The sequence below is a fragment of the Falsiroseomonas sp. genome, assembly GCF_030695085.1.
Taxonomy (GTDB): domain Bacteria; phylum Pseudomonadota; class Alphaproteobacteria; order Acetobacterales; family Acetobacteraceae; genus Falsiroseomonas.
In genome coordinates this window covers 1-21,420 of record NZ_JAUYTS010000172.1, presented here as the reverse complement: position 1 = coordinate 21,420, position 21,420 = coordinate 1, and the positions used below count along the sequence as shown (strand labels likewise).

21 protein-coding genes and 1 pseudogene are annotated in these 21,420 nt (G+C 71.4%); 14 read left to right on the top strand and 8 right to left on the bottom strand.

All coding sequences use genetic code 11. The features are described 5' to 3' along the window. The first annotated feature begins 8 nt into the window (after positions 1 to 8). The 8 genes from Q8S40_RS19025 (at position 9) to Q8S40_RS18990 (ending at position 7,019) form a co-directional block, all read left to right on the top strand. The gene (locus Q8S40_RS19025) at positions 9 to 1,067 is read left to right on the top strand and encodes a helix-turn-helix domain-containing protein (RefSeq protein WP_305671658.1); all 1,059 of its coding nucleotides are present in this window, start codon (positions 9 to 11) and stop codon (positions 1,065 to 1,067) included. 116 nt (positions 1,068 to 1,183) lie between these two features. Beyond that, on the top strand, positions 1,184 to 2,338 hold the full coding sequence (ispG, locus tag Q8S40_RS19020) for a flavodoxin-dependent (E)-4-hydroxy-3-methylbut-2-enyl-diphosphate synthase (protein WP_305671657.1): 1,155 nt from the start codon (positions 1,184 to 1,186) through the stop codon (positions 2,336 to 2,338). Between the two features lie 4 nt (positions 2,339 to 2,342). Next, positions 2,343 to 2,660, top strand: a complete 318-nt coding sequence (locus Q8S40_RS19015) for a nucleotidyltransferase family protein (protein ID WP_305671656.1) — start codon at positions 2,343 to 2,345, stop codon at positions 2,658 to 2,660. Next, positions 2,657 to 3,013 carry a DUF86 domain-containing protein gene (locus Q8S40_RS19010; protein WP_305671655.1) on the top strand — a complete coding sequence of 119 codons (357 nt, stop codon included), beginning with the start codon at positions 2,657 to 2,659 and terminating at the stop codon, positions 3,011 to 3,013. The genes Q8S40_RS19015 and Q8S40_RS19010 overlap by 4 nt, the downstream gene beginning before the upstream one ends. 48 nt (positions 3,014 to 3,061) lie before the next feature. Next, entirely contained in the window at positions 3,062 to 4,309 is a 1,248-nt protein-coding gene (gene hisS, locus Q8S40_RS19005; RefSeq protein ID WP_305671654.1) for a histidine--tRNA ligase, read from the top strand. Beyond that, the gene (gene prfA / locus Q8S40_RS19000) at positions 4,306 to 5,361 is read left to right on the top strand and encodes a peptide chain release factor 1 (RefSeq protein ID WP_305671653.1); all 1,056 of its coding nucleotides are present in this window, start codon (positions 4,306 to 4,308) and stop codon (positions 5,359 to 5,361) included. Before hisS ends, prfA begins: the two co-directional genes overlap by 4 nt. Next, on the top strand, positions 5,358 to 6,251 hold the full coding sequence (gene prmC / locus Q8S40_RS18995) for a peptide chain release factor N(5)-glutamine methyltransferase (RefSeq protein WP_305671652.1): 894 nt from the start codon (positions 5,358 to 5,360) through the stop codon (positions 6,249 to 6,251). Before prfA ends, prmC begins: the two co-directional genes overlap by 4 nt. Positions 6,252 to 6,569: 318 nt before the next feature. Further along, a complete protein-coding gene (locus Q8S40_RS18990; protein WP_304808429.1) occupies positions 6,570 to 7,019 on the top strand; it encodes a DUF4167 domain-containing protein in 450 nt (149 codons plus the stop codon). Positions 7,020 to 7,058: 39 nt separating this feature from the next. Here Q8S40_RS18990 and Q8S40_RS18985 read toward each other — a convergent pair whose 3' ends face one another. Continuing rightward, positions 7,059 to 7,829, bottom strand: a complete 771-nt coding sequence (locus Q8S40_RS18985; RefSeq protein ID WP_305671651.1) for an MOSC domain-containing protein — start codon at positions 7,827 to 7,829, stop codon at positions 7,059 to 7,061. 117 nt (positions 7,830 to 7,946) lie between these two features. Here Q8S40_RS18985 and clpB point away from each other — a divergent pair, with 117 nt between their 5' ends. Beyond that, on the top strand, positions 7,947 to 10,544 hold the full coding sequence (gene clpB, locus Q8S40_RS18980; protein ID WP_305671650.1) for an ATP-dependent chaperone ClpB: 2,598 nt from the start codon (positions 7,947 to 7,949) through the stop codon (positions 10,542 to 10,544). Between the two features lie 58 nt (positions 10,545 to 10,602). Here the strand turns inward: clpB and Q8S40_RS18975 are convergent, their stop codons facing one another. Further along, positions 10,603 to 11,340, bottom strand: coding sequence for a transglycosylase SLT domain-containing protein (locus Q8S40_RS18975; RefSeq protein WP_305671649.1), 738 nt, complete (start codon positions 11,338 to 11,340; stop codon positions 10,603 to 10,605). 50 nt (positions 11,341 to 11,390) lie between these two features. After that, positions 11,391 to 12,104 (bottom strand): hypothetical protein, encoded by a 714-nt coding sequence (locus Q8S40_RS18970; RefSeq protein ID WP_305671648.1) that lies wholly within the window; start codon positions 12,102 to 12,104, stop codon positions 11,391 to 11,393. A gap of 136 nt (positions 12,105 to 12,240) precedes the next feature. Between Q8S40_RS18970 and Q8S40_RS18965 the strand changes: the two genes are divergently transcribed. Together Q8S40_RS18965 and mmsB are read left to right on the top strand one after the other, a co-directional pair. After that, positions 12,241 to 13,803 (top strand): alkaline phosphatase, encoded by a 1,563-nt coding sequence (locus Q8S40_RS18965; protein WP_305671647.1) that lies wholly within the window; start codon positions 12,241 to 12,243, stop codon positions 13,801 to 13,803. A 32-nt stretch (positions 13,804 to 13,835) separates the two neighbouring features. Further along, a complete protein-coding gene (gene mmsB, locus Q8S40_RS18960) occupies positions 13,836 to 14,714 on the top strand; it encodes a 3-hydroxyisobutyrate dehydrogenase (RefSeq protein ID WP_305671646.1) in 879 nt (292 codons plus the stop codon). Positions 14,715 to 14,761: 47 nt separating this feature from the next. On the opposite strand, the gene Q8S40_RS18955 is transcribed toward mmsB, so the two are convergent. Further along, the gene (locus Q8S40_RS18955) at positions 14,762 to 15,760 is read right to left on the bottom strand and encodes a TAXI family TRAP transporter solute-binding subunit (protein ID WP_305671645.1); all 999 of its coding nucleotides are present in this window, start codon (positions 15,758 to 15,760) and stop codon (positions 14,762 to 14,764) included. 36 nt (positions 15,761 to 15,796) lie between these two features. Beyond that, positions 15,797 to 16,558 carry an SEL1-like repeat protein gene (locus Q8S40_RS18950; RefSeq protein WP_305671644.1) on the bottom strand — a complete coding sequence of 254 codons (762 nt, stop codon included), beginning with the start codon at positions 16,556 to 16,558 and terminating at the stop codon, positions 15,797 to 15,799. Between the two features lie 675 nt (positions 16,559 to 17,233). Here Q8S40_RS18950 and Q8S40_RS18945 point away from each other — a divergent pair. Then, positions 17,234 to 17,707: a hypothetical protein gene (locus Q8S40_RS18945; RefSeq protein WP_305671643.1), complete on the top strand. Its 474-nt coding sequence runs from the start codon at positions 17,234 to 17,236 to the stop codon at positions 17,705 to 17,707. A 401-nt stretch (positions 17,708 to 18,108) separates the two neighbouring features. On the opposite strand, the gene Q8S40_RS18940 is transcribed toward Q8S40_RS18945, so the two are convergent. From Q8S40_RS18940 to Q8S40_RS18930, 3 genes are read right to left on the bottom strand one after another with little or no spacing between them, the layout of a single operon-like run. Further along, complete coding sequence (locus Q8S40_RS18940; RefSeq protein ID WP_305671642.1) at positions 18,109 to 19,377, bottom strand: DNA polymerase IV; 1,269 nt, start codon at positions 19,375 to 19,377, stop codon at positions 18,109 to 18,111. Continuing rightward, positions 19,377 to 19,670 (bottom strand): hypothetical protein, encoded by a 294-nt coding sequence (locus Q8S40_RS18935; protein ID WP_305671641.1) that lies wholly within the window; start codon positions 19,668 to 19,670, stop codon positions 19,377 to 19,379. Before Q8S40_RS18935 ends, Q8S40_RS18940 begins: the two co-directional genes overlap by 1 nt. Continuing rightward, on the bottom strand, positions 19,664 to 20,551 hold the full coding sequence (locus tag Q8S40_RS18930; RefSeq protein WP_305671640.1) for an ROK family protein: 888 nt from the start codon (positions 20,549 to 20,551) through the stop codon (positions 19,664 to 19,666). The genes Q8S40_RS18935 and Q8S40_RS18930 overlap by 7 nt, the downstream gene beginning before the upstream one ends. Before the next feature lie 77 nt (positions 20,552 to 20,628). Between Q8S40_RS18930 and Q8S40_RS18925 the strand changes: the two genes are divergently transcribed. Both Q8S40_RS18925 and Q8S40_RS18920 read left to right on the top strand, forming a co-directional pair. Next, a complete protein-coding gene (locus tag Q8S40_RS18925; protein WP_305671639.1) occupies positions 20,629 to 20,886 on the top strand; it encodes a sulfurtransferase TusA family protein in 258 nt (85 codons plus the stop codon). Further along, a pseudogene (locus Q8S40_RS18920) lies at positions 20,883 to 21,420 on the top strand (histone deacetylase family protein); the annotation flags it as partial. The gene Q8S40_RS18925 and the pseudogene Q8S40_RS18920, both read left to right, overlap by 4 nt.

The following is a 21,420-nucleotide window of genomic DNA, read 5'->3' as shown; positions in this document are numbered from 1 at the left end:
TCTCAGCCGTGGCTTATGACCTGAAACGCACCCAGCGACACATCGACACCGGCGGCGCCGAGGCCGCCCGTGTCGGCGAGGATCTGCGCGACTCGCGCCTCTCGCTCGGCCTGTCGGTGGAGGAAATGGCGCAGCGCCTGCGCATCCGCCGGCCCTATCTGGAAGCGCTGGAGGAAGGCCGCATCCGCGACCTGCCCGGCCCGGCCTATGCCGTGGGGTTCGTGCGCGCCTATTCGGTGGCGCTCGGCCTGGATGCGGATGAGATGGTGCGGCGCTTCCGCGACCTGTCCGGCGCCGGGGCGAACCGCAAAACGGATCTGATCTTCCCCGAGCCGGTGCCGGAACGCGGCGTGCCGGCCGGGGCCGTGGTGGTGGTGGGCGCGGTGCTGGCGATTGGCGCCTATGTCGCCTGGTACAACATCTCCGGCGCCGGCAACCGCACGGTGGATCTGGTGCCGCCGGTGCCGCAGAGGCTTGAGGCGGCGGCGGAACAGGGCCGCAGCCAGCTTCCGGGCCGTGAGGCCGCCCGCGCCGAGATACCGGCCGTGGGGGCGCTGCCGCTGGGCGCGCTGCCGCCACCGGGCGGGCTGGCCCAGTTGCCGGGTGGTTCGGGGTCCAACGCCAATACCTCGGCCCAGGCGGCCACCGTGCCGGCTGTGCCGCCGCCGGTGGTGCCGCCAGCCCCCGTCGCCGCGGCCCCGTTGCCGCCCGCGGCCCCGGCCGGGCCACCGCCCATTGTCATCCCCGGCCTGCCGGATGGCACGCGCGTGGCGTTGCGCGCCAAGACGGATGGGCCGGACGGCGCCTGGGTGCAGGTGCGCGACCCGCGTTCCGGCCAGGTCCTGGTGAACCGGGTGCTGCGGCCGGGCGAATCCTGGGCGGTGCCGCTGCGGGACAATCTGCTGCTGGATACCGGCCGGGCGCAGGGGCTGGAGATTGTCGTCGACGGCGCGCTGTCCGAGGTGCTGGAGGGCCAGGTCGGCGTCCGGCGCAACATTCCGCTGGCGCCCGACCGGCTGCGCCAATCCCCGGAAGGCCCCACCGCCGCCGTCCTGCCGCGGCGCTGAGCGCAGGCTCGTCCTGCGCTCCTCCTCCCGCGTCCCCCCTGTGAGAGTCGGCACCGGCACCCTATGCTGAGGGGGCGCGACCCGTCGCGCCGCATGGCAGAGATCAGGGAAACCCCATGTCCTACCGCCCCTACCAGGAGATCATCCGCCGCAAGTCGCGGCTGATCCATGTCGGCCGGGTGCCGGTGGGCGGCGACAGCCCGATCACCGTGCAGACCATGACCAATACGCCGACCGAAGATGCGGCGGCCACCATCGCGCAGATCCGCAAATCCGAACTGGCGGGCGTCGACATCGTCCGCGTTTCCGTGCCGACGGAGGAAGCCACCGCCGCCCTGGCCGAGATCGTGCGGGAGGTGAATGTCCCGATCGTCGCGGATGTGCATTTCCACTACCGCCGCGCCATCGAGGCCGCCCAGGCCGGCGCCGCCTGCCTGCGCATCAACCCGGGCAATATCGGCTCCAAGGAACGCGTGAAGGAGGTGGTGAAGGCCGCCCGCGACCATGGCTGTTCCATCCGCATCGGCGTCAATGCGGGCAGCCTGGAGAAGCACCTGCTGGAGAAATACGGGGAGCCGAACCCGGAGGCGCTGGTTGAGAGCGCGCTGTGGCACGCCGACCACCTGCTGCAGGAAGGCTTTGACGAGTTCAAGATCAGCGTGAAGGCGAGTGACGTCTTCCTGGCGGTCGCCGCCTATCAGCAACTGGCGGAGGCCTGCGACCACCCGTTGCATATCGGCATCACGGAAGCCGGCGGGCGCCGGGCGGGGACGGTGAAATCCGCCATCGGGCTGGGGTCCCTGCTCTGGGCCGGCATCGGCGACACGCTGCGGGTCTCGCTGTCCGCGGAGCCGGAGGAGGAGGTCTCGGTGGGCTGGGACCTGCTGAAATCGCTGCATATCCGCCATCGCGGCGTGAAGGTCATCTCCTGCCCCTCCTGCGCCCGGCAGGGCTTCGACGTGATCCGCACGGTGGAGAAGCTGGAGGACCGGCTGGCGCATATCGACCAGCCGATCAGCCTTTCGATCATCGGCTGCGTGGTGAACGGGCCGGGCGAGGCGCTGATGACGGATATCGGCCTGACCGGCGGCGGGGCGGGCACGCATATGGTCTACGGCATGGGCAAGACCAGCCACACGGTGAAGACCGAGGAGATGGTGGAGCACATCGTGCAGCTTGTGGAGACGCGGGCGGCGGCGATGAAGGCCGCGAAGGACGCCGAGGCCGCGGCGGCGGCGACGGCGGCCGAGCCGGCGCAGGCGGCGGAGTAGCGCCATGCACCCCTCGGTCCTCGCGCATCAGGCGGAGATCGCGGCGCTGTGCCGGCGCTTCGGCGTGACCCGGCTGGAGGTCTTTGGCTCCGCCGCGCGGGGGGAGGATTTTGACCCAGCCCGAAGCGACGTGGACCTGCTGGTCCAGTTTACGCCAAAGGCGCGGTTCGACTTTGCCAATTTTGCGGATTTGAAGGACTCGCTTGAAGCGCTTTTCGGCCGCCGGGTGGACCTGATCGACCGGCCTGCGATCGAGAAGAGCCACAATGAGTTCCGGCGCGCCCGCATCCTTGGGGATGCCCAGTTACTGTTCGCCGCGTGACTCGCGCACCCCGCGACGACGTCGCCCTGCTGCGCGATATCCTGAAGTCCGCCGAAGCGGCCTTGCGCTTCGCCGAAGGGCTGGATGAGCGGGCCTTTCTTGCCAGCGAGTTGCACCAGCAGGCCATCATCCGGGCGATCGGCATCGTTGGCGAGGCAGCCTGGCGGATGACGCCCGGCTTCAAGGCCGCCCATGCGGATGTTCCGTGGCAGGCCATGGCGGGCATGCGGCACCGGATCGTGCATGACTATGCCGATGTGGATCTCGACCTAGTCTGGCGGGTGGTGGTGCACGAATTGCCGCCCCTGGTCTCCCGCCTGCGCCCCCTGGTCCCGCGGGATGAAAGCGCCTGAGGCGCCCACCCCTTGCCCGCCGCCTTCCGCCGCGTTACCCGCCACGCCATGGCAAACCCTCCGCTCCAGCCCGTCCGCGGCACCCGTGACCTGATCGGCGAGGATTTCCGCGCGCATCACCACGTGATCCAGGCCGCCCGGCGCGTCACTGCGCTGTACGGCTACGAGGAATGGGCGACGCCGATCTTCGAGGCCACCGGCGTCTTCGCCCGCAGCCTGGGCGAGACCTCGGACGTCGTGTCCAAGGAGATGTATTCCTTCGAGGATCGCGGCGGCGATTCCATCACGCTGCGGCCGGAGAACACGGCCGGGATCTGCCGCGCCCTGGTCTCCAACGGCCTCACCCAGTCCAACCTGCCGCGCAAGGTGTTCTACGCCGGCCCGATGTTCCGCTATGAGCGCCCGCAGAAGGGCCGCTACCGCCAGTTCCACCAGATCGGCGCCGAGGTGCTGGGGGCGGCGGAGCCGCTGGCCGATGCTGAGGTGATCGCGGCCGGCTGGCACATCCTGTGCGATCTCGGCATCAGCGAGGGCGTGGTGCTGGAGATCAACACGCTGGGCGATGCGGAAAGCCGCGATGCCTATCGCGCCGCGCTGGTCGCGCATTTCACGGCGCATCAGGACGGTCTCTCGGCCGACAGCCAGCTGCGGCTGGCGAAGAACCCGATGCGCATCCTGGACAGCAAGGATGAGGGCGACCGCCGCATCGTCGCCACCGCGCCGACCATCGAGCCTTTCCTGACCGAAAAGGCCGCTTCCTTCTTCGAGGCCGTCCTGCGCCACCTGGCCACCTTCGGCGTGCCGGTTCGGAAAAATCCGTGCATCGTGCGGGGGCTGGATTATTACAGCCACACCGCCTTCGAATTCGTCACGGACCGCCTCGGCGCGCAGGGCACCGTGATGGCGGGCGGCCGCTATGACGGGCTGGTCGAGGAAATGGGCGGCCCGGCCACCCCCTGCGTCGGCTGGGCGGCGGGGGTGGAACGGCTGTCCATGCTGCTGGCCGCCACGCCCGCCGCGCCGCGCCCCGTCGCGGTGATTCCGGTGGGGGAGGCGCAGGAGGCGGCGGCGCTCCGCCTGTTGCAGGCGCTGCGGCGCGCCGGCATCCCGGCCGAGATCGCCTATAAGGGCAACCTCAAGCGCCGGATGGAGCGTGCCAACAAGCTTTCGGCCCGCGCCGCGCTGATCCTGGGCGAGGATGAGGTGGCGCAGGGTGTCGTGCAGCTTCGCGACCTCGATGCCGGCAGCCAGGCGGTGGTGCCGCTGGCGGAGGCGGTCAGCCGCCTTTCGGCATGAGTCTCCCGCAAAAACTCGACCGGCTGCTGAGCCGGGCGGATGAGGTGCGGCACGCGCTGAACACCGCCGATGGCGCGCAGGTGGGGGCGCTGTCCAAGGAATTGTCGGAACTCGAACCGCTGGTGGCGAAGGTTTCCGCGTATCGCGCGGCCGAAAAGGCGCGCGACGAGGCGGAGGCGATGCTGGCCGACCCCGAGATGCGGGAGCTGGCCGAGGCCGAATACTACGAGTTGCGCGACAGCCTGCCGCAGCTCGAGCGCGAGATCCGCCTGATGCTGCTGCCGCGCGACGCGGCCGACAGCCGCAGCGCCATCCTGGAAATCCGCCCCGCAGCCGGCGGCGACGAGGCGGCGCTGTTCGCGGCGGAGCTGTTCGGCGCCTATCAGCGCTATGCGGCGACCCAGGGCTGGCGCTTTGAGATTCTGGATTATGACGCGTCCGACCTCGGCGGCGTGAAGGGCGCAACGGCCGGCATCGAGGGGCGCGGCGTCTTCGCCAAGCTGAAATTCGAATCCGGCGTGCACCGCGTGCAGCGCGTGCCATCCACCGAAACCCAGGGCCGCATCCACACCTCCACCGTCACCGTCGCCGTGCTGCCGGAGGCCGAGGAGGTAGATGTCCACATCAACGAGGGCGATCTGCGGATCGACACCTACCGCGCCTCCGGCGCCGGCGGGCAGCATGTGAACAAGACCGACAGCGCCGTCCGCATCACCCACATCCCCTCCGGCGTGGTGGTGGCGATGCAGGAGGAGAAGTCGCAGCACAAGAACAAGGCCAAGGCCATGAAGGTCCTGCGCGCCCGGCTGTATGAGGCGGAACGCGCGCGTCTGGCCGGCGTGCGATCCGCCGACCGCAAGGGCCAGGTCGGCACCGGCGACCGCAGCGAACGCATCCGCACCTACAACTTCCCGCAGGGCCGCGTGACGGACCACCGCATCGGCCTGACCCTGCACAAGATCGACCGCGTGATGCTGGGCGAGTTCGAGGAGATCATCGGCGCCCTGACCGCGGAGGATGAGGCCGCCCGCCTGGCCGCCGAGGGCGAATGAGCGGGTGTGAGCCCGGCGAGAGCGTCGGGGCCTTTCTCTGCCAGGCCGGCCAGGTGCTGCGCGCGGCCGCCATCGAAAGCCCGCGCCTGGAGGCCCGGCTGCTGCTGGGCCACGCCATGGGCGCCACGCCGGAACAATTGCTGCGCGATTCCCGCGCGAAAGTGCCGCCGGAGGCCGTGGCGCGCTTCGGCGCGGCGCTGGCCGCCCGGCTGGCGCATGTGCCGATGGCGCATATTCTCGGCCGGCAGGGCTTCTGGACGCTGGATCTGGCGGTCTCCCCCGCCACGCTGATCCCCCGCCCGGATTCGGAATCGCTGGTGGAGGCGGCACTGGAGGCGCTGCCGGATGCGGCGGCGCCCTTGCGGGTGCTGGACCTCGGCACCGGCACCGGCTGCCTGCTGCTGGCGGTACTCTCGGAACGCCCGCATGCCTTTGGCATCGGCGTGGACCGCGACCCGGCGGCGGCGGCGCTGGCCGCGCGGAATGCGCGGGAGAATGGGCTGGCCGATCGTGCCGCCTTCCTGGCGGGGGATTGGGATGCCGCCCTGGCGGGCCGATTCGACCTGGTGCTGTCCAACCCGCCCTATATCGAATCGGCCGCCATCCCCGGCCTGATGCCGGAGGTGGCGCGGCATGAGCCGGCGCTGGCGCTGGATGGCGGGGCGGATGGGCTGGTGGCCTATCGCGCCCTGGCCAAGGCCCTGCCGCATCTGCTGGTCCCGGGCGGGATCGCGGTGCTGGAACTGGGCCAGGGCCAGCGCGGGATGGTCGAATCCCTGGCGTTGGATGCGGGTTTGGGGCTGCTCGGGTACCGAAAAGACCTCGGTGGCGTGGAACGCGCACTGATTCTTGCAAAAAAACCGTTTGTCGGCCCGGCTGCGCGGGATTAAGCTGTTGCGGCGGAGAGGGGCGTGGCCCCCCACCGCCGGCAGAAGCGGCTGGGCGAGCGCGATGATCCGGGTCCTGTTTGACCTGCGTCGCATGAAGGCCTGCCGCGACGACGCAACCCGATAATCCCGCGTTCCCGGCAGGGGCTTGCCCTGCTCCGGCGGCGCGATTGCGAGACGGCGAACGCCATACCGATGAACATGAAACGCATGCGCGGCCGTGGCGGCAATCGCCATGGTGGCGGGGGCGGCGGCGGCGGTGGGCCGTATCGCCAGAGTGGCGGCGGCGGCGGCGGCGGAGGTGGCGGCGGTCATCAGCCGATGAACCGCAACCATATCTTCGACAGCAACGGCCCGGATATGCGCCTGCGCGGCACCGCGCAGCAGCTATTCGAGAAGTATCTGCAGCTCGGCCGCGATGCGACCGGGGCCAGCGACCGGGTGATGGCGGAAAGCTACTTCCAGCACGCGGAGCACTACTTCCGCATCCTGAACGCCATGAGCCAGGCAACCCAGCAGCAGGGCGGCCAACCCTACCCGCCGCAGCGTCGCTACCAGGGCCAGGACCAGGAAGGCGGCGAGCAGGGGCAGGCAGAGCCGGGGGAGGGCGGTGTGGCCCAATCCACGCCCTACACGCATCAGAACGGGAATGGCCAGGATCGGGCCCAGGATCGTGACAGGGACCAGGACCGGGCCCAGGATCGTGACAGGGACCGGGATCGGGACCGGGACGATGCCGGGCCGGACCAGCGGGACGAACGCGACGATTGATCGCGCTGGCCGGGCGCCCGCGCGCCCGGCCCTGTCTTCTCAGCCCAGAAGTTCCGCCTGCACCGGCGCCAGCGCATCGCCCAGCGCGACGCGCCCGCCGGCGATCACCTCCGCATAGATGCCGAGATCGGCGTGGCCAAAGGCCTCCCGCAGCCATTTCGGTGGCTTCGCGTCGCGCTCGGCCGTCGCCGGGTTCACCTCCGTCGCGGCGCAGCGCTGGGTGCGCTTGAACACCCGCAGCCGGGCGCCGCCCAGCAGGATCTCACGCCCCATCCAGTCGAATTCGGCAAAGGGCGCGGCGCCGGCGAACAGGATGTTGGCGCGGAACCGCAGCGGGTCCAGCGCCATGCCGAAGCGGGCGCCAAGGTCCTGCACCGAGGCCAGGCCGATGATCGAGACCGCCTTGGTGGCGATATCCGTGAAGGCATGGCCCGGCGCTTCCGCGAAGCGCAGCGCGCCACGCGCCTCCGGCCCCAGATACGCCGTCATCCAGGCGGCGGCGGCCTCCTGGCCTTCCTGCGTGCCGATCGCTGCTTCCAGATCCTCCATGCCCGCGGCCCGCAGCAGCAGGCTGTGGCGGATGGGGTCGTAGGCGGAGCGGATGGCGGCCACCCGCGCATTCGCCATCAGGCAGGCAAAATGCCGCTTCTGCAACCAGACGGGGGCGGCCGGGTCGAAGGGGCTGTCGCCCTGGGCGAAGGCGAAGCGCCGGTCATGCGGCAGGCCCTGGCCGGGCGTCAGCGCCACCTCCTCCATCACCTCCGGCGCCAGACCCTTCACCGGGTAGCGGGAGATCCGTTCGACACGCATGCATGACCCCTTGAAGCGCCGCGCCCCCGCTTACCACATCATCGGAACAAGCGACTTCCCCCGCTGCCCGATCGGGGGCGGGGGGCGCCCCAGTCCGCTCAGGAGAGGGACATCAGGATGGACATCGAGAAATTCACCGACCGCGCCCGCGGCTTTCTGCAATCGGCGCAGACCATTGCGATCCGCGAATTCCACCAGCGGGTCACACCAGAACACCTGCTGAAGGCCCTGCTGGATGACGAGCAGGGTGCGGCCGCCGGGCTGATTCGCGCGGCCGGCGGCGACCCCGCCGTGGCGAAGCAATCCGTCGATGCCGAGATCGGCCGCCAGCCCAAGGTGCAGGGCGCCGGTGCCGGGCAGCCGCAATTCACCCCGGATATCGTCCGCGTGCTGGATGCGGCCCAGCAGGCCGCGAGCAAGGCGGGCGATGCCTTCGTGGCGCAGGACCGGCTGCTGGTGGCACTCGCCGCGAGCGACGGCCCCTCCGGCCGCGCGCTGCGGGCTGCCAATGCGGATGCGACCAGGCTGGAAGCCGCCATCGCCACGCTGCGCAAGGGCCGCACCGTGGACAGCCAGAACGCCGAGGACCAGTTCGACGCGCTGAAGAAATACGCGCGCGACCTCACCGCCCTGGCGCGCGAGGGCAAGCTCGACCCCGTCATCGGCCGCGACGAGGAAATCCGCCGCACCATCCAGGTGCTCGCGCGGCGCACCAAGAACAACCCGGTGCTGATCGGCGAGCCTGGCGTCGGCAAGACCGCCATCGTGGAAGGCCTGGCGCTGCGTATCGTGCGCGGTGACGTGCCGGAGGCGCTGAAGAACAAGAAGGTCATGGCGCTCGACCTCGGCAGCATGGTGGCCGGCGCGAAATATCGCGGTGAGTTCGAAGAGCGCCTGAAAGGCGTGCTGAAGGAGGTCGAGGAGGCCGCCGGCGACATCGTGCTGTTCATCGACGAGATGCACACGCTGGTTGGCGCCGGCAAGGCGGATGGCGCGATGGATGCGTCCAACCTCATCAAGCCGGCCCTGGCGCGCGGCGAGCTGCATTGCGTGGGCGCCACCACGCTCGATGAATACCGCAAGCATGTGGAGAAGGACGCGGCGCTGGCGCGGCGCTTCCAGCCGGTGATGGTGGGCGAGCCTTCGGTCACCGATACCGTCTCCATCCTGCGCGGCATCAAGGAGAAGTACGAGCTGCACCACGGCGTCCGCATCACGGATGGCGCGCTGGTGGCCGCCGCCACGCTCTCCAACCGCTACATCACGGACCGCTTCCTGCCGGACAAGGCCATCGATCTGATGGACGAGGCCTCGTCCCGCCTGCGCATGCAGGTGGACAGCAAGCCGGAGGAGCTGGATGCGCTCGACCGCGACCTGATGCGGCTGAAGATCGAGCGCGAGGCGCTGCGGAAGGAAAGCGACAGCGCCAGCAAGGACCGCTTGCTGAAGCTGGAGAAGGAGCTTTCGGAGCTGGAGGAACGCTCCGCCGAGATGACCAGCCGCTGGGAGGCGGAGAAGTCCCTCGTTGTCGAAAGCCAGAAGCTGAAGGAACAGCTCGACCAGGCGCGCACGGAATTCGACCTGGCGCAGAACCGGGGCGACCTGGCCAAGGCGTCGGAGCTTCGCTTCGGCGTCATCCCGCAGCTTGAGAAGAAGCTGGCCGCGGCCGGCGATGGCGATGCACGGCTGGTGAATGAGGCGGTGACGGAGGAGGCAATTGCCGCCGTCGTCTCCCGCTGGACCGGCATTCCGGTGGAGAAGATGCTGGAAGGCGAGCGCGCCAAGCTGCTGCAGATGGAAGATCAGCTCCGCAAGCGCGTGGTCGGGCAGGAGGAGGCGCTGGAGGCGGTGGCCAAGGCGGTGCGCCGGGCGCGGGCCGGGTTGCAGGACCCGAACCGGCCGATCGGAAGCTTCCTGGTCCTCGGCCCGACCGGTGTCGGCAAGACGGAGCTGGTGAAGTCGCTGGCGCATTTCCTGTTCGACGATGAGCGCGCCATGACCCGGATCGACATGTCCGAATTCATGGAGAAGCACGCCGTCGCCCGGCTGATCGGCGCCCCGCCCGGCTATGTGGGCTACGAGGAAGGCGGCACGCTGACGGAAGCCATCCGCCGCCGCCCCTACCAGGTGATCCTGTTCGACGAGGTGGAGAAGGCGCATGACGACGTCTTCAACATCCTGCTGCAGGTGCTGGATGATGGCCGCCTGACGGATGGCCAGGGCCGCACGGTGGATTTCCGCAACTGCATCATCGTGCTGACCAGCAATCTCGGCAGCCAGGCGATCGCGGAACTGCCCGAGACCTCGGATATCGAGGCGGCGCGGCCGGCGGTGATGCGGGCGGTGCGGGACCGGTTCCGGCCGGAATTCCTCAACCGGCTGGATGAGGTGGTGCTGTTCCGCCGCCTGGCGCGGGCGGACATGGCCTCCATCGTGGATATCCAGCTCGGCGGCCTGAAGCGGATTCTGGAGGATCGCAAGATCACGCTGGAGCTGGATGAGGCGGCGCGGGAATGGCTGGCGGAAGCCGGCTACGACCCCAGCTACGGCGCCCGGCCGCTGAAGCGCGTGATCCAGCGCAGCCTGCAGGACAAGCTGGCGGATCTGCTGCTTGCCGGCACGCTGCATGACGGCACGGTGGTGCGCGTCAGCGCCAGCCCGGATGGGCTGGAGTTGCGGCCGCTGGCGCCCGACGCGGCGCAGGCGGCGGCCTGAGCATTTTCAGGTCCGGCGGCCACGCCGGACGACTCGGAAAATGCGCTGGCCTGGGCCGCTACCGGCGGGACATCAACAGCCCGCGGGCGCGGCCGGCGATGGGCACGGGCAGGCTGCGATAGGCATCCAGCCCGCGCCCCACCGTGCCGGCGGGCGCGGCGATGACGGCAGCCCTCTCCGCCCCATTGGACAGGCCGCCGCCGCCGGAGCCGGGCGGGATGGCGGGTGGCGTGGCGCGCGCTGTGGCGCTGGGTAGCGTCACGGGCGGATGCGGCTGGCCCTGTTCCCGCGCCCAGGCGGCCAGCACACGCTCCCGGTACGGCTCGGCGTACTGCGGTGTCAGGGAATGATAGCCGGCGGCGGCCCGGGTCCAATCCCCGGTGCGGCCATGCAGCTCGGTCAGGAAACGCGCGGCGTAGCGGGCATTGGTCTGCGGGTCGAAGGCGGCCTCCAGATTGGCGAAGGCGTCCGGGTGATGGCGCAGATTCACCTGCATGCAGCCGATGTCGATGGAGCGCATGCCGCGGGCCTGCAAGGCCTGCACCTCGGCAATCGCTGCCGCCTTGGTGGCGAAGAACTGCCCACGCCCCTCGGCATTGATGGTCCAGGGCCAGGGGTGGAAGGCGCCGGTCTGCGGGTCGCGCCGGCCGGATTCGACGCGGCCGATGGCGGTCAGCAGATGCGCCGGAATGCCGGCTTCGCGTTCCGCCGCCTGGATCGCGGCGCGGCAGAGCAGGCCCGGCTCGGCGCGGGCGGTGCCGGGGGACAGGACCACCGGCAGGATCAGCAGGAGCATGAGGAGGGCGCGCGTCATGCCCCCGGCAGCGCAAGCCCCGTGCCAGATTCCTACGGCGTGGCGGCGGGCGGGGCGGCCAGGGGTTCTGCCTCGGGGGCGGTCACCGCCGGGGCCGGTGTACCGGCGGGCGGCGCCAGCGGGTCCGTGGCAGGCAGCGCGGCGTCCGCAGGTGCCGGCGCCATGACCGCCGGACCCGGTGCCGCCGCCGGGGCGGGGGCGGGGCCGGGGGCAGGCGCGGCCTGCGGCACGGAAGGCGGCAGGGTGGCTGGCGTCGCGGTGCGGCCACCTTCATCCGGCACCGGCTGGGTATAGTCCGGCACGATCCGCGCCTGGGCGCCGGCGATCACCAGCACCCGTTCGCCGATCACCAGCGGAACCTCATCCCGCTGCGTCACGGACAGCAATTCGCCATTGGTCTTGCGGACGATGTACTCCACCGCCGTGGTGTTGCCGGCCACGCGTTCCGTCGCCGCGCCGAACAGCCCGCCGACCAGCGCACCGCCCACCGCGCCGATCGCGCCCGCCATGTTCCCACCAGGCGCCTGGGACCCGACAATGCCGCCCGCAGCCCCGCCCGTGGCCGCGCCGGTGGAGCCATCCGCCGTCACCGTCACCTGGCGGCGGCCGATGATCACCGCCTGTTCGACGCGGTTCATCTGCTGCACCGCGGCGGTCGCGTAGTCGTCCGGCGAGTAGCTCGGGCGGCAGGCGGCGAGCGCCAGGGCCGGCAGCAGCAGCAGGGGAAGGATGCGAGGGGATGCCATGGCCGCTTTGCATAGGCCAGCCCGCGCCCGCCTGCCACCCGCCTTGCTCATGGCCGCCCCCCACCCCTTGCCGAGCTACCCGCGCCGCCGCACAGCTTCCATTGCGATGGGGGAAGGTGGATCAGGTATGGCATCGGTGCGGCGAGATCTGGCCGAATTGTCCCGCCGGGGCCTGCTGCGCGGCGCCATGGGCCTCGCCGGGCTGGCCGCGCTCGGGCCGGTGTTTTCGCCTCGCCTGCTGGCGCAGGCCTTGCCTCCGGGCGACCCGTTTCGCCTCGGCGTCGCGGCCGGGGACCCGTATCCGGACGGCTTCGTGATCTGGACCCGCCTGGCGCCGGACCCGCTCGCCCCCGATGGCGGCATGCCGCCCCACCCGGTGCCGGTGGCGTGGGAGGTGGCGGAGGACCCGGGCTTCCGCAGCATCGCCGCCGCCGGCCAGGCGCTCGCCCGCCCGGAATGGGCGCATAGCCTGCATGTGGAGGTCCAGGGCCTGCGCCCGCACCGCCCCTATTTCTACCGCTTCCGGCTGCACGGCCTGGCAAGCCCCACGGGCCACGCCCGCACCGCGCCATCCGCCACCGCCGGGGCGGATTTCCGCCTGGTGACCGCCGGCTGCCAGCATTACGAGCACGGGCTTTTCACCGCCTGGCGGCACATCGCGCGGGAGGAGGTGGACCTCGTCTTCCACTATGGCGATTTCATCTACGAATATGCCGGCCGTCCGGTCGGCGCCGTCTCCGCCGGGCGGTCCACCATCCGCAGCCACGCGGGCGGCGAGACCTTCAGCCTGGCCGAATACCGCACCCGCTACGCCCAGTACCGGCTGGACCCCGACCTCGCCGCCGCCAGCGCCGCGCACGCCTTCGCCGTGACCTTCGACGATCATGAGGTGGCGAACAACTGGACCGGCGCTGTGGGCGGCCGGGGCGAGGCGGGGCTGGAATTCGACCTCCGCAAGGCCGCCGCCTTCCAGGCCTGGTACGAGCACATGCCGGTGCGCCGCACCGCGCTGCCGCAGGGGCCGCGAATCACGGCGCATCGCCGCCTGGATTTCGGCCGCCATGTCGCGCTGCACCTGCTGGATACGCGCGGCGCGCGGGACGATCAGCCCTGCGGCGACGGCACGAAGCCGCCCTGCGCCGAGGTGGCGCGGGCTGACGCGCAGGTGCTCGGCCCGGCGCAGGAGGCCTGGCTGCTGGACAGCGCCGCCACCCGCCCCGCGACGTGGCAGGTGCTGGCGCAGCAGGTGCCGATGTTTGCCCGCACCTTCCCGAACGGCGCCATCGGCATGGACAAATGGGACGGCTACCCGGCCGCACGCGCCCGCCTGCTGCACGGGCTGCACAGCCGCGGTGCGACCAACCTGGTGGTGCTGTCCGGCGACGTGCACAGCGCCTATGCGGCCACCGTGGCGGCGGAGGCGGAGGGGCCGGCGCTGGCCTGCGAATTCACCGCGAGTTCGATCAGCAGCGAGGGCGATGGCAGCGAGCAGCGGCGCGGCACGGCGGCCCTGCTGGCGGCCAACCCGCATATCGCCTTCCACAACAACCGCCGCGGCTATGCGCTGCAGCATTTCACCGGGCGGCATTGCTTCGCGACTTTCCGCGCGCTGCCCTTCGTCAGCCGCCCCGGCGCCCCGGTGGAGGACCGGGCCCGCTTCGTGGTGGCGGCCGGTGACGTGGCGCTGCACCCGGCGTAGCCTTTCCGCGACACAGCAGGGGAAGTGCCGCCATGGCCCGCATCGGTTTCATCGGCCTCGGCAATATGGGCGCACCAATGGCACGTAACCTGGTGCAGGCGGGGCATGCGGTGGCGGTGTTCGACCTGTCTCACGCCGCGATGGAAGCGGTGCCCGGTGCCACGCCGGCGGAAAGCGCGGCGGCGGCGGCACGGCAGACCGAGTTCATCTTCACCATGCTGCCCGCCGGCCCGCAGGTGCGCGAATTGCTGGTTGGCACAGGGGGTGTGGCCGCGGCCGCGCCGGCGGATGCGGTGCTGGTCGATTGCTCCACCATCGATGTGGCGACGGCGCGCGCCATGTCCGCGGAAAGCGGCCGGGCCTTCCTGGATGCGCCGGTCTCCGGCGGGGTGATGGGGGCGGAGGCTGGGACGCTGACCTTCATGGTCGGCGGCGATGCGGCCGCCTTCGCGGCGGTGGAACCGCTGCTGCGGGCAATGGGCCGCGCCGCGATCCATTGCGGCGCGGCGGGGGCGGGGCAGGCGGCCAAGGCCTGCAACAACATGATGCTGGCGGCGACCATGCTGGTGACCTGCGAGGCCTTCGTGCTGGCCGAGAAGCTGGGGCTTTCGCACCAGGCGCTGTTCGATGTGGCCTCCCAATCCTCCGGGCAGAGCTGGAGCCTGACGACCTATTGCCCGGTGCCGGGGCCGGTGCCGGGCAGCCCGGCGAACAGGGGCTACGCGCCGGGGTTTTCCGCCAGTTTGATGCTGAAGGATCTGGGGCTGGCGGTGGGGGCGGCGCGGGAGGCGGGGCTGGAGTTGGCGGTGGGGGAGCAGGCGCTGGAAGTGTACCGGCGGTTTGTGGAGGAGGGGGGTGGGGGCGTGGATTTTTCGGGGGTGGTGAGGATGCTGAACAGATCTGCAGCGTGAGATAGGCCGCGTCTGTCCGTCGAAGGTGTGACCGGGAAGTCGGCCGCCTACCCCGGCCCCGCCTCGAACCGCGTCCACCCCGGCACCGTGGCGGATAGGTTCACCTCGCGCCATTTCGGGTGCCGCGGCGGGCGCAGGAAGGCGTCGAAATTGGCGTTCAGCGCGGCGATGAAGCGGGACACCTTGCGGTGGCGCTCGGACCCCGGGGGCCAGGCATAGGCGGCCAGCACCGCGCCCACCGCGATGGTGTCGATCCCGCCCTCCGGCACCAGGGCCGGGTAGTCCGCCTGGGCGAAGTGGGAGGGGAGGTAGGTCTCCAGCAGGGCCGCCTCCGCCGGCAGCGGCAGCAGGCGCAGCCCCTCATCCGGGCGGATGCCGGTGAACAGCCGCGCCGGCTTGCCCGCCACATAGACCAGCGCCGCAATCTCCCCGCGCCGCAACCGCTCCAGCGCCACATCCTGCGGCGCGTTCTGTTCCTGCACCTGGATGCCCAGCGCGCCGAGCACGAGAGAGGCGGTCATCGCCGTGCCGCTGCCGCGTAAATCCACATTCACCGGCTGGCCGGCCAGGTCCCGCACGGTCTCGATTTCCGGGCGGGCGAGGATGTGGATCTCCTCATCATACAGCTTGCAGACATACTGGATCAGCCGCTCGACGGAGGGAAACAGGCTCTCGCGCCGCGCGAAGGCCAGCACGTCGGATTGCACAATGCCGAGATCCACGCCGCGCAGCACCATGATGTCGGCGATGTTCTGCACGGACCCACGGCCGATCATCGCGATCACCCGCACCCGGTCGCCATCATCCAGCACCGCAGCCAGATCCGCCGCGATGCGGATATAGGTGCCGTCCACCCCGCCGGCGATCAGCCCGACCGTGCCGGCATTGGCGCGCGCGGCCATGGCGTTGAGGCGCGCCACGGAATTGCCGGGCATCGGCTGCGCCAGGGCCGCGGGCGCCACCAGCCCACCCGCCAGCCCCAGCAGCAGGTTGCGCCGTGCCAGGCCGGCCAGCGGCGCGGCGCCGATCCCGAAAATGCCGGTCATTCCAAAACTCCTGCCTTGCGGGGTGTCACGTGGTCCTCATGGCCGCGCGGTGCCGAGTTCGCCGGCGCGGCGATACCAATGGGCCGCCTGCTCCGGATCCGGCCGGATGCCGCGCACGCCCAGCCCCTCCAGCACCGCCGCCTCGAAGCTGCGGCCCATGGCGGTGGCCGCGGCGGCGCTGCCGGCGCTGGCGGCGCGGGCATAGAGCAGCCGGGCAGCGGAGATGTCGCCGCGCGCCAGCATCTCATTCCCCCGCGCGATCAGCAGCGCCACGACAGATGGATCGAGTCGGGCGACGGATGGCGGCGCTGCCTCGGCCGAGGGCGGGTCGCGCGCCAGGCTGCGTGCCGCGGCCTGCGCTGCCGCTGCCTGCGCCGCCGCCGCCTGCTGTGCCGCCGCCTGCTGTGTTGCGGCCTGCTGTGCTGCGGCCTGCTCTGCCGCGGCCTGCTCCGCCGCGGCCTGCTGTGCTGCGGCCTGCTCTGCCGCGGCCTGCTCCGCCGCTGCCTGCTGTGCCGCCGCCTGCTCTGCCGCGGCCTGTTCGGCCGCTGCCTGCTGTGCTGCTGCCTGCGATGCCGCCGCCTGCTCGGCTGCTGCCTGTTCTGCCGCGGCCTGCTGTGCCGCCGCCTGCGCTGCCGCGGCCTGCTGTGCCGCCGCCTGCTCGGCCGCCGCCTGCGCTGCCGCCGCCTGCTGTGTCGCGGCCTGCGCCGCCGCTGCCTCCTCCGCTGTTGGCGCATTCGCAGGTGGCGTGTCGGCAACGGCGGGTGGCGCTTGCGCGGCGACCGTGGGTTCCGGAGTCACCGGTGGCGACGGAGACGCCACAGGCGCAGGCAGCGGGGCCGCGCCCAGCTTGGGTTGGGCGGCGCGCCATGGCGTGCCCGGCTTGCCGGTCTTGGTGGGCTGCAGCGGCGCAGCTTCGGCTGGCATCGCAGGCGCGGAGGCTAGGGCCGGTAACGGCGCAAACGCCTGCGGGGGCGGCGGCGGTCCCGCCAGATCCGGCGCGGATGGGGCGGCCCTGCCCGGAATATCTCTCCCCAAGGCTGCTACAAGCGGACCTGCTGTCGCGTCCTCCGTTCGGGCGGATGCAGGCCCGTCGGCTTCGGCCTGTCCCGCCACAGGCATGTCCGTCAGCGCCGACGGTTCCACCGCCGCCGGACCCGCGACGACCCCGTGCGCGGGTGCGGAGCCGTCGGGCGAGGCCGGAGGCGGCGCCAGGGCCACCCCGGCACGATCAGCTGCCGAAAAAGTGTCCGGTTCCGCCCCTCCGGTGAAATGGGCCGGGCGGAATACCAGGCCGGTTGGCATCAGCCCCCCAAAACCGGCAGCGGCCTGTGTCTCGCCGGCCAACGCCCGGGCAGGCTCGTCGCGATCCGGTGGGGGTGCTTCGGCCCGGGTGTCGCTGGCCGGTTCATCCGCCCAGGGTTGGGAAGCCATCGCCGCGCTGGCGGCTGCCGGCATTGGCGGGGGGGATGGTGCATGGAACCAGGCGGCAGCCACGCCCACGGCCAGGAGCGAAAGCCCCGAGATCGGCACGAGAAGCCGCCGGGACCGCGCCCGCTGCGGCGGCGGCTCCGCACCCTCATCCGCGCCGGACAGCAGCGCGACGATCTCGGCGGTGACATCGGCCCGCGGGGCGGCGGCGGGCGGTGCCGGCGCTGGCGGCGGCTCCGCCACCGCGTCGGGCAGCGGCGCGGCCGAATCCGGTACCAGGGCCTGCCGCAGCTGGGCCAGCCAGCGCACCCCTTGCCGATCGCCCGTCTGCGCAATCGTTGGTTCCCTGGCAAAGGCATGATCGAGCGTCAGCAGCAGGCGCCACATGTCGCGCTCGTTCAGGGTCAGGTGGACGATCGGCAGGCCGCCAGGGCCGAGGGGTCGGAACCCGACGGCCCGCAGCCTCGCGCGAAGTCTCTGGACCGGCGCGGCGGCGGGGCGCGGTTCAAGGTCGAGTAGTGCCACCCCATAGGCGGGATGCGCCAGCACCAGATCCACCTGCACCGGTGCGTCCGGCGCCGGATTCTCCTGCAGCACCTTCCAGCCCAACTCGCCCAGGATTTGCACAGCGCCCTGCCGCGATGCGAACTCGCGTGGTGGCAGAGGCACCGGATGCGACGCGGACTTCATAAATACCTGGCCCTGCCCTCACCTCGTTTCATCTTGGAAATCGTGAATCGAGTCAGGGTACAGCATGATTTAGCCGGGGCTTGACTTCTACACCTCGGCGAAAGTCTCCCGCTATCGTGACAATAATCCTAATACGCAATGTTGGTGACTGGGTGTTACTTTTCTGACGGCGGCGGGCCGCCCTTTGGTTCAGCCGCTCAATCCAGGCGGAAATCCGGTGGGCGGTGCGGTCAGGGCGTGTCGCGGCGCCGGCCTCCGAGGCTCCGTCCGCTGATCACCGCGTCCGCGCCGAACCGCGCCCGCACCTTCTCCACCGCCGCCCACCTGTCCGCCCGCCGCGCCGCATCCGGGTCCGCCAGGTCGGGCAGGTCCGCCGCATCCCCCGGCGACAGCGGCTGAGACCCCACGCCGATCAGGCGAAACGCCGCCCCCGTCGCCTCCTTCGCCAGCATCGGCTGGGCCGCGCGGAACAGCATCTCGGGCAGCTTCGTCGGCCGGCCGAGGCGAACGGTGCGGGTGCGGCTCTCGAAATTCGCCGTCTTCAGCTTCAGCACCACCCCCGCCGCCGCCAGCCCCTTTTCCGATAGCCGCCGGCCGAGCTTCTCGCACAGCCGCCACAGAGGCACTTCCAGCTCCGCCAGGGTGCGGAGGTCGCTGTCGAAGGTGGTCTCGGCGGAGATGCTTTTCGTCTCCCGCGCCGGGTCCACGCGCCGCGTATCCTCGCCGCGGGCGCGGGCCACCAGGCTCGGGCCATCCTCGCCGAAGCGCCGCGCCGCCTCCCGCAGTTCCAGCGCCGCCAATTGGCCGAGCCGGGTGAAGCCGGCGGCGCCGAGCTTGCGGGCCAGCGCCGGCCCCACGCCGGGCAGCAGGGTTACCGGTTGCGGGGCCAGCCATTCCGCGGCCTCCGCCCCCACAACCGCGAAGCCGCGCGGCTTGTCGCGTTCCGCCGCCAGCTTGGCCAGCAGCCGGTTGGACGCCAGGCCGATGGAGACGGTGATGCGCATCCGCTGCTCCACCTCCCGCGCGAAGCGGGCCAGCACCAGCGCGGGCGGGGCGCGGTGCAGCGCCTCCGTCCCGCTCATGTCCAGCACCGCCTCATCGATCGAAAGCGGCTGCACCAGGGGGGTCAGCGCCTCCATCATCTCCCGCATCTCGCGCGCCGCGGCGACGTATTTGGCCATGTCCGGCTTGATCACCACGGCATCCGGGCAGGCGGCGAGGGCCTTGAACATCGGCATGGCGCTGCGCACGCCGCTGGTGCGGGCGATGTAGCAGGCCGCCGCCACCACGCCGCGCCGGCCACCGCCGACGATCACCGGGCGAGCGAGCAGCTCCGGACGGTCGCGCTTTTCGATGCTGGCGTAGAAGGCGTCGCAATCGATATGGGCGATGGACAGCGTGAACAGGGAATCGTGCCGGATGATGCGGCGGCTGCCGCAGGCGGAGCAGGTCGGGCCGGGGGGGTCGCGGGCCAGGCAATCCCGGCAGAGCGCGGGCATCAGGCGCTGGCCAGGATCGCCGCCGGAATGGCCAGCGCCATCGCCGCCAGCGCCCAGGGCCACAGGCGCCGAAAACGCGCCGTCACCGCCCGCACATGCGGCTGCGCCGCCGGCGGGGCGCGGCTGGCATCGTGGAAGCGCTGCGCGTCCCACAGCAGCCAGGCACCGCCATGCCCGGCGCGCACCGCGCGAAAGCCGGAGGCCGTGGCGTGCAGCAGATGCCACATCGCCACCAGCATCAGCGTCACCGCGCCGGCCATCAGCAGGTCCGCGATCGCCTGGCGTGTCACCACAGCCGTGCCGCGCCGAGCACGCCGGAACTGTCGCCATGCCGGGCCTGCACCACCGGGGTGGTGCAGGTGTCGGAAAACACATGGCGCGGAATCAGCCGGGGCAGCGCCTCATACAGATGCGCCATGTTGGACAGGCCACCGCCGAGCACGATCACCTCCGGGTCCAGCAGGTTGATCACGCCGGCCAGCGCGCGCGCCAGCCGGTCCACATGCCGGTCCAGCGCCGCCTGCGCCCGCGCATCGCCGGCGGCGGCGCGGGCCGGAAGGCCAGCGGCATCGCGCGCACCGGGGCCATCGGCATCCGCCGCCAGGGCCGGGCCGCACAGAAAGGTCTCGATGCAACCGCGTTGGCCGCACCAGCAGGCGGGGCCGGGGAATTCGGCGGCGGTCATCCAGGGCAGGGGGGTGTGGCCCCATTCGCCGGCGATCCGGTTGCGGCCCTCCACCAGCCGCCCATCCACCACCAGCCCGCCGCCGACCCCGGTGCCGAGGATCACGGCGAAGCCGCTGCCCCTGGTGTCGTGGAATTCGCTCATCGCCAGGCAATTGGCGTCATTGGACAGCCGCACCGGGCGGCCGATGGCGGCGGTGAGGTCGGCTTCCAGGGGCTGGCCGTTCAGGAAGGTGGATTTGGCGCCGCGGATCACGCCGGTGGCCGGGCTGACACTGCCGGGGATGCCGCAGCCGATGGTCGCCCCAGTGGCACCTTGGACGCCGATCTCAGCCTCCGCCGCGGCCACCATCTCCGCGATGCGCTGCACCGTTTCGGTGTAGCTGGGGGGGGTTGGCAGCCGGCGGCGCAGGCGCAGCGAGCCGCCGGGGTCCAGCGCCGCCACCTCCACCTTGGTGCCGCCGAGATCGATGCCGAGGCGCCAGTTCATGCCACGCAAATTGACGCCCGCTGACCCGCGCGGCAAGCGCGCTTGCCCTTTCGGCCGCGCGGTGGTGGATTCAGCGGATGAGCGAGACGCTGTTGGATGTCCAGGGCCTGACCTGCCCCCTGCCGGTGCTGAAGGCGAACAAGGCGCTGCGGTCGCTGCCCGCCGGCGCACGGCTGGTGGTGCTGGCGACGGACCCGGCGAGCGTGAAGGATTTCCGGGCCTATGCGGCGGAAACCGGCCATGCGCTGGTCGGCTTTTCCGAGGATAAGGGCCAGTTCCGCTTCACCCTGCGGAAGCGCGAAGACCCAGCCCCGAAGGCCGAGCCTGATCCATGAGCGTGCTGCTGTTCACCCACCTCGCCTGCCTGCGCCATGACCCGGGGGAGGGTCATCCGGAATGCCCGGACCGGCTGCGCGCCGTGCTCCGCGCGCTGGATGCGGGCGAATTCACCGAACTGATCCGGGCGGAGGCGCCCCTCGCCACGGTGGAACAGCTGCTGCGCGTGCATCCGGCCGGCTATGTGGACGCCATCATCGGCATAAGGCCGGAAGGCGAGGAGCGCGTGGCGCTGGATGCCGACACGGTGATGAGCGCGGGCAGTGCCGAGGCCGCCCTGCGCGCCGCCGGCGCCGCCGTGGCGGCGGTGGATGCGGTCTGCACGGGGGAGGTGCGGCGCGTCTTCTGCGCCACCCGCCCGCCCGGCCATCATGCGGAGCCGAACCGCCCGATGGGGTTCTGCCTGTTTGCCAATGCGGCGGTGGCGGCCCGGCACGCCCAGGTGGCGCATGGCCTGACCCGCGTGGCGGTGGTGGATTTCGACGTGCATCACGGCAACGGCACCGAGAACATCGTCGCCGGCGACGAACGCA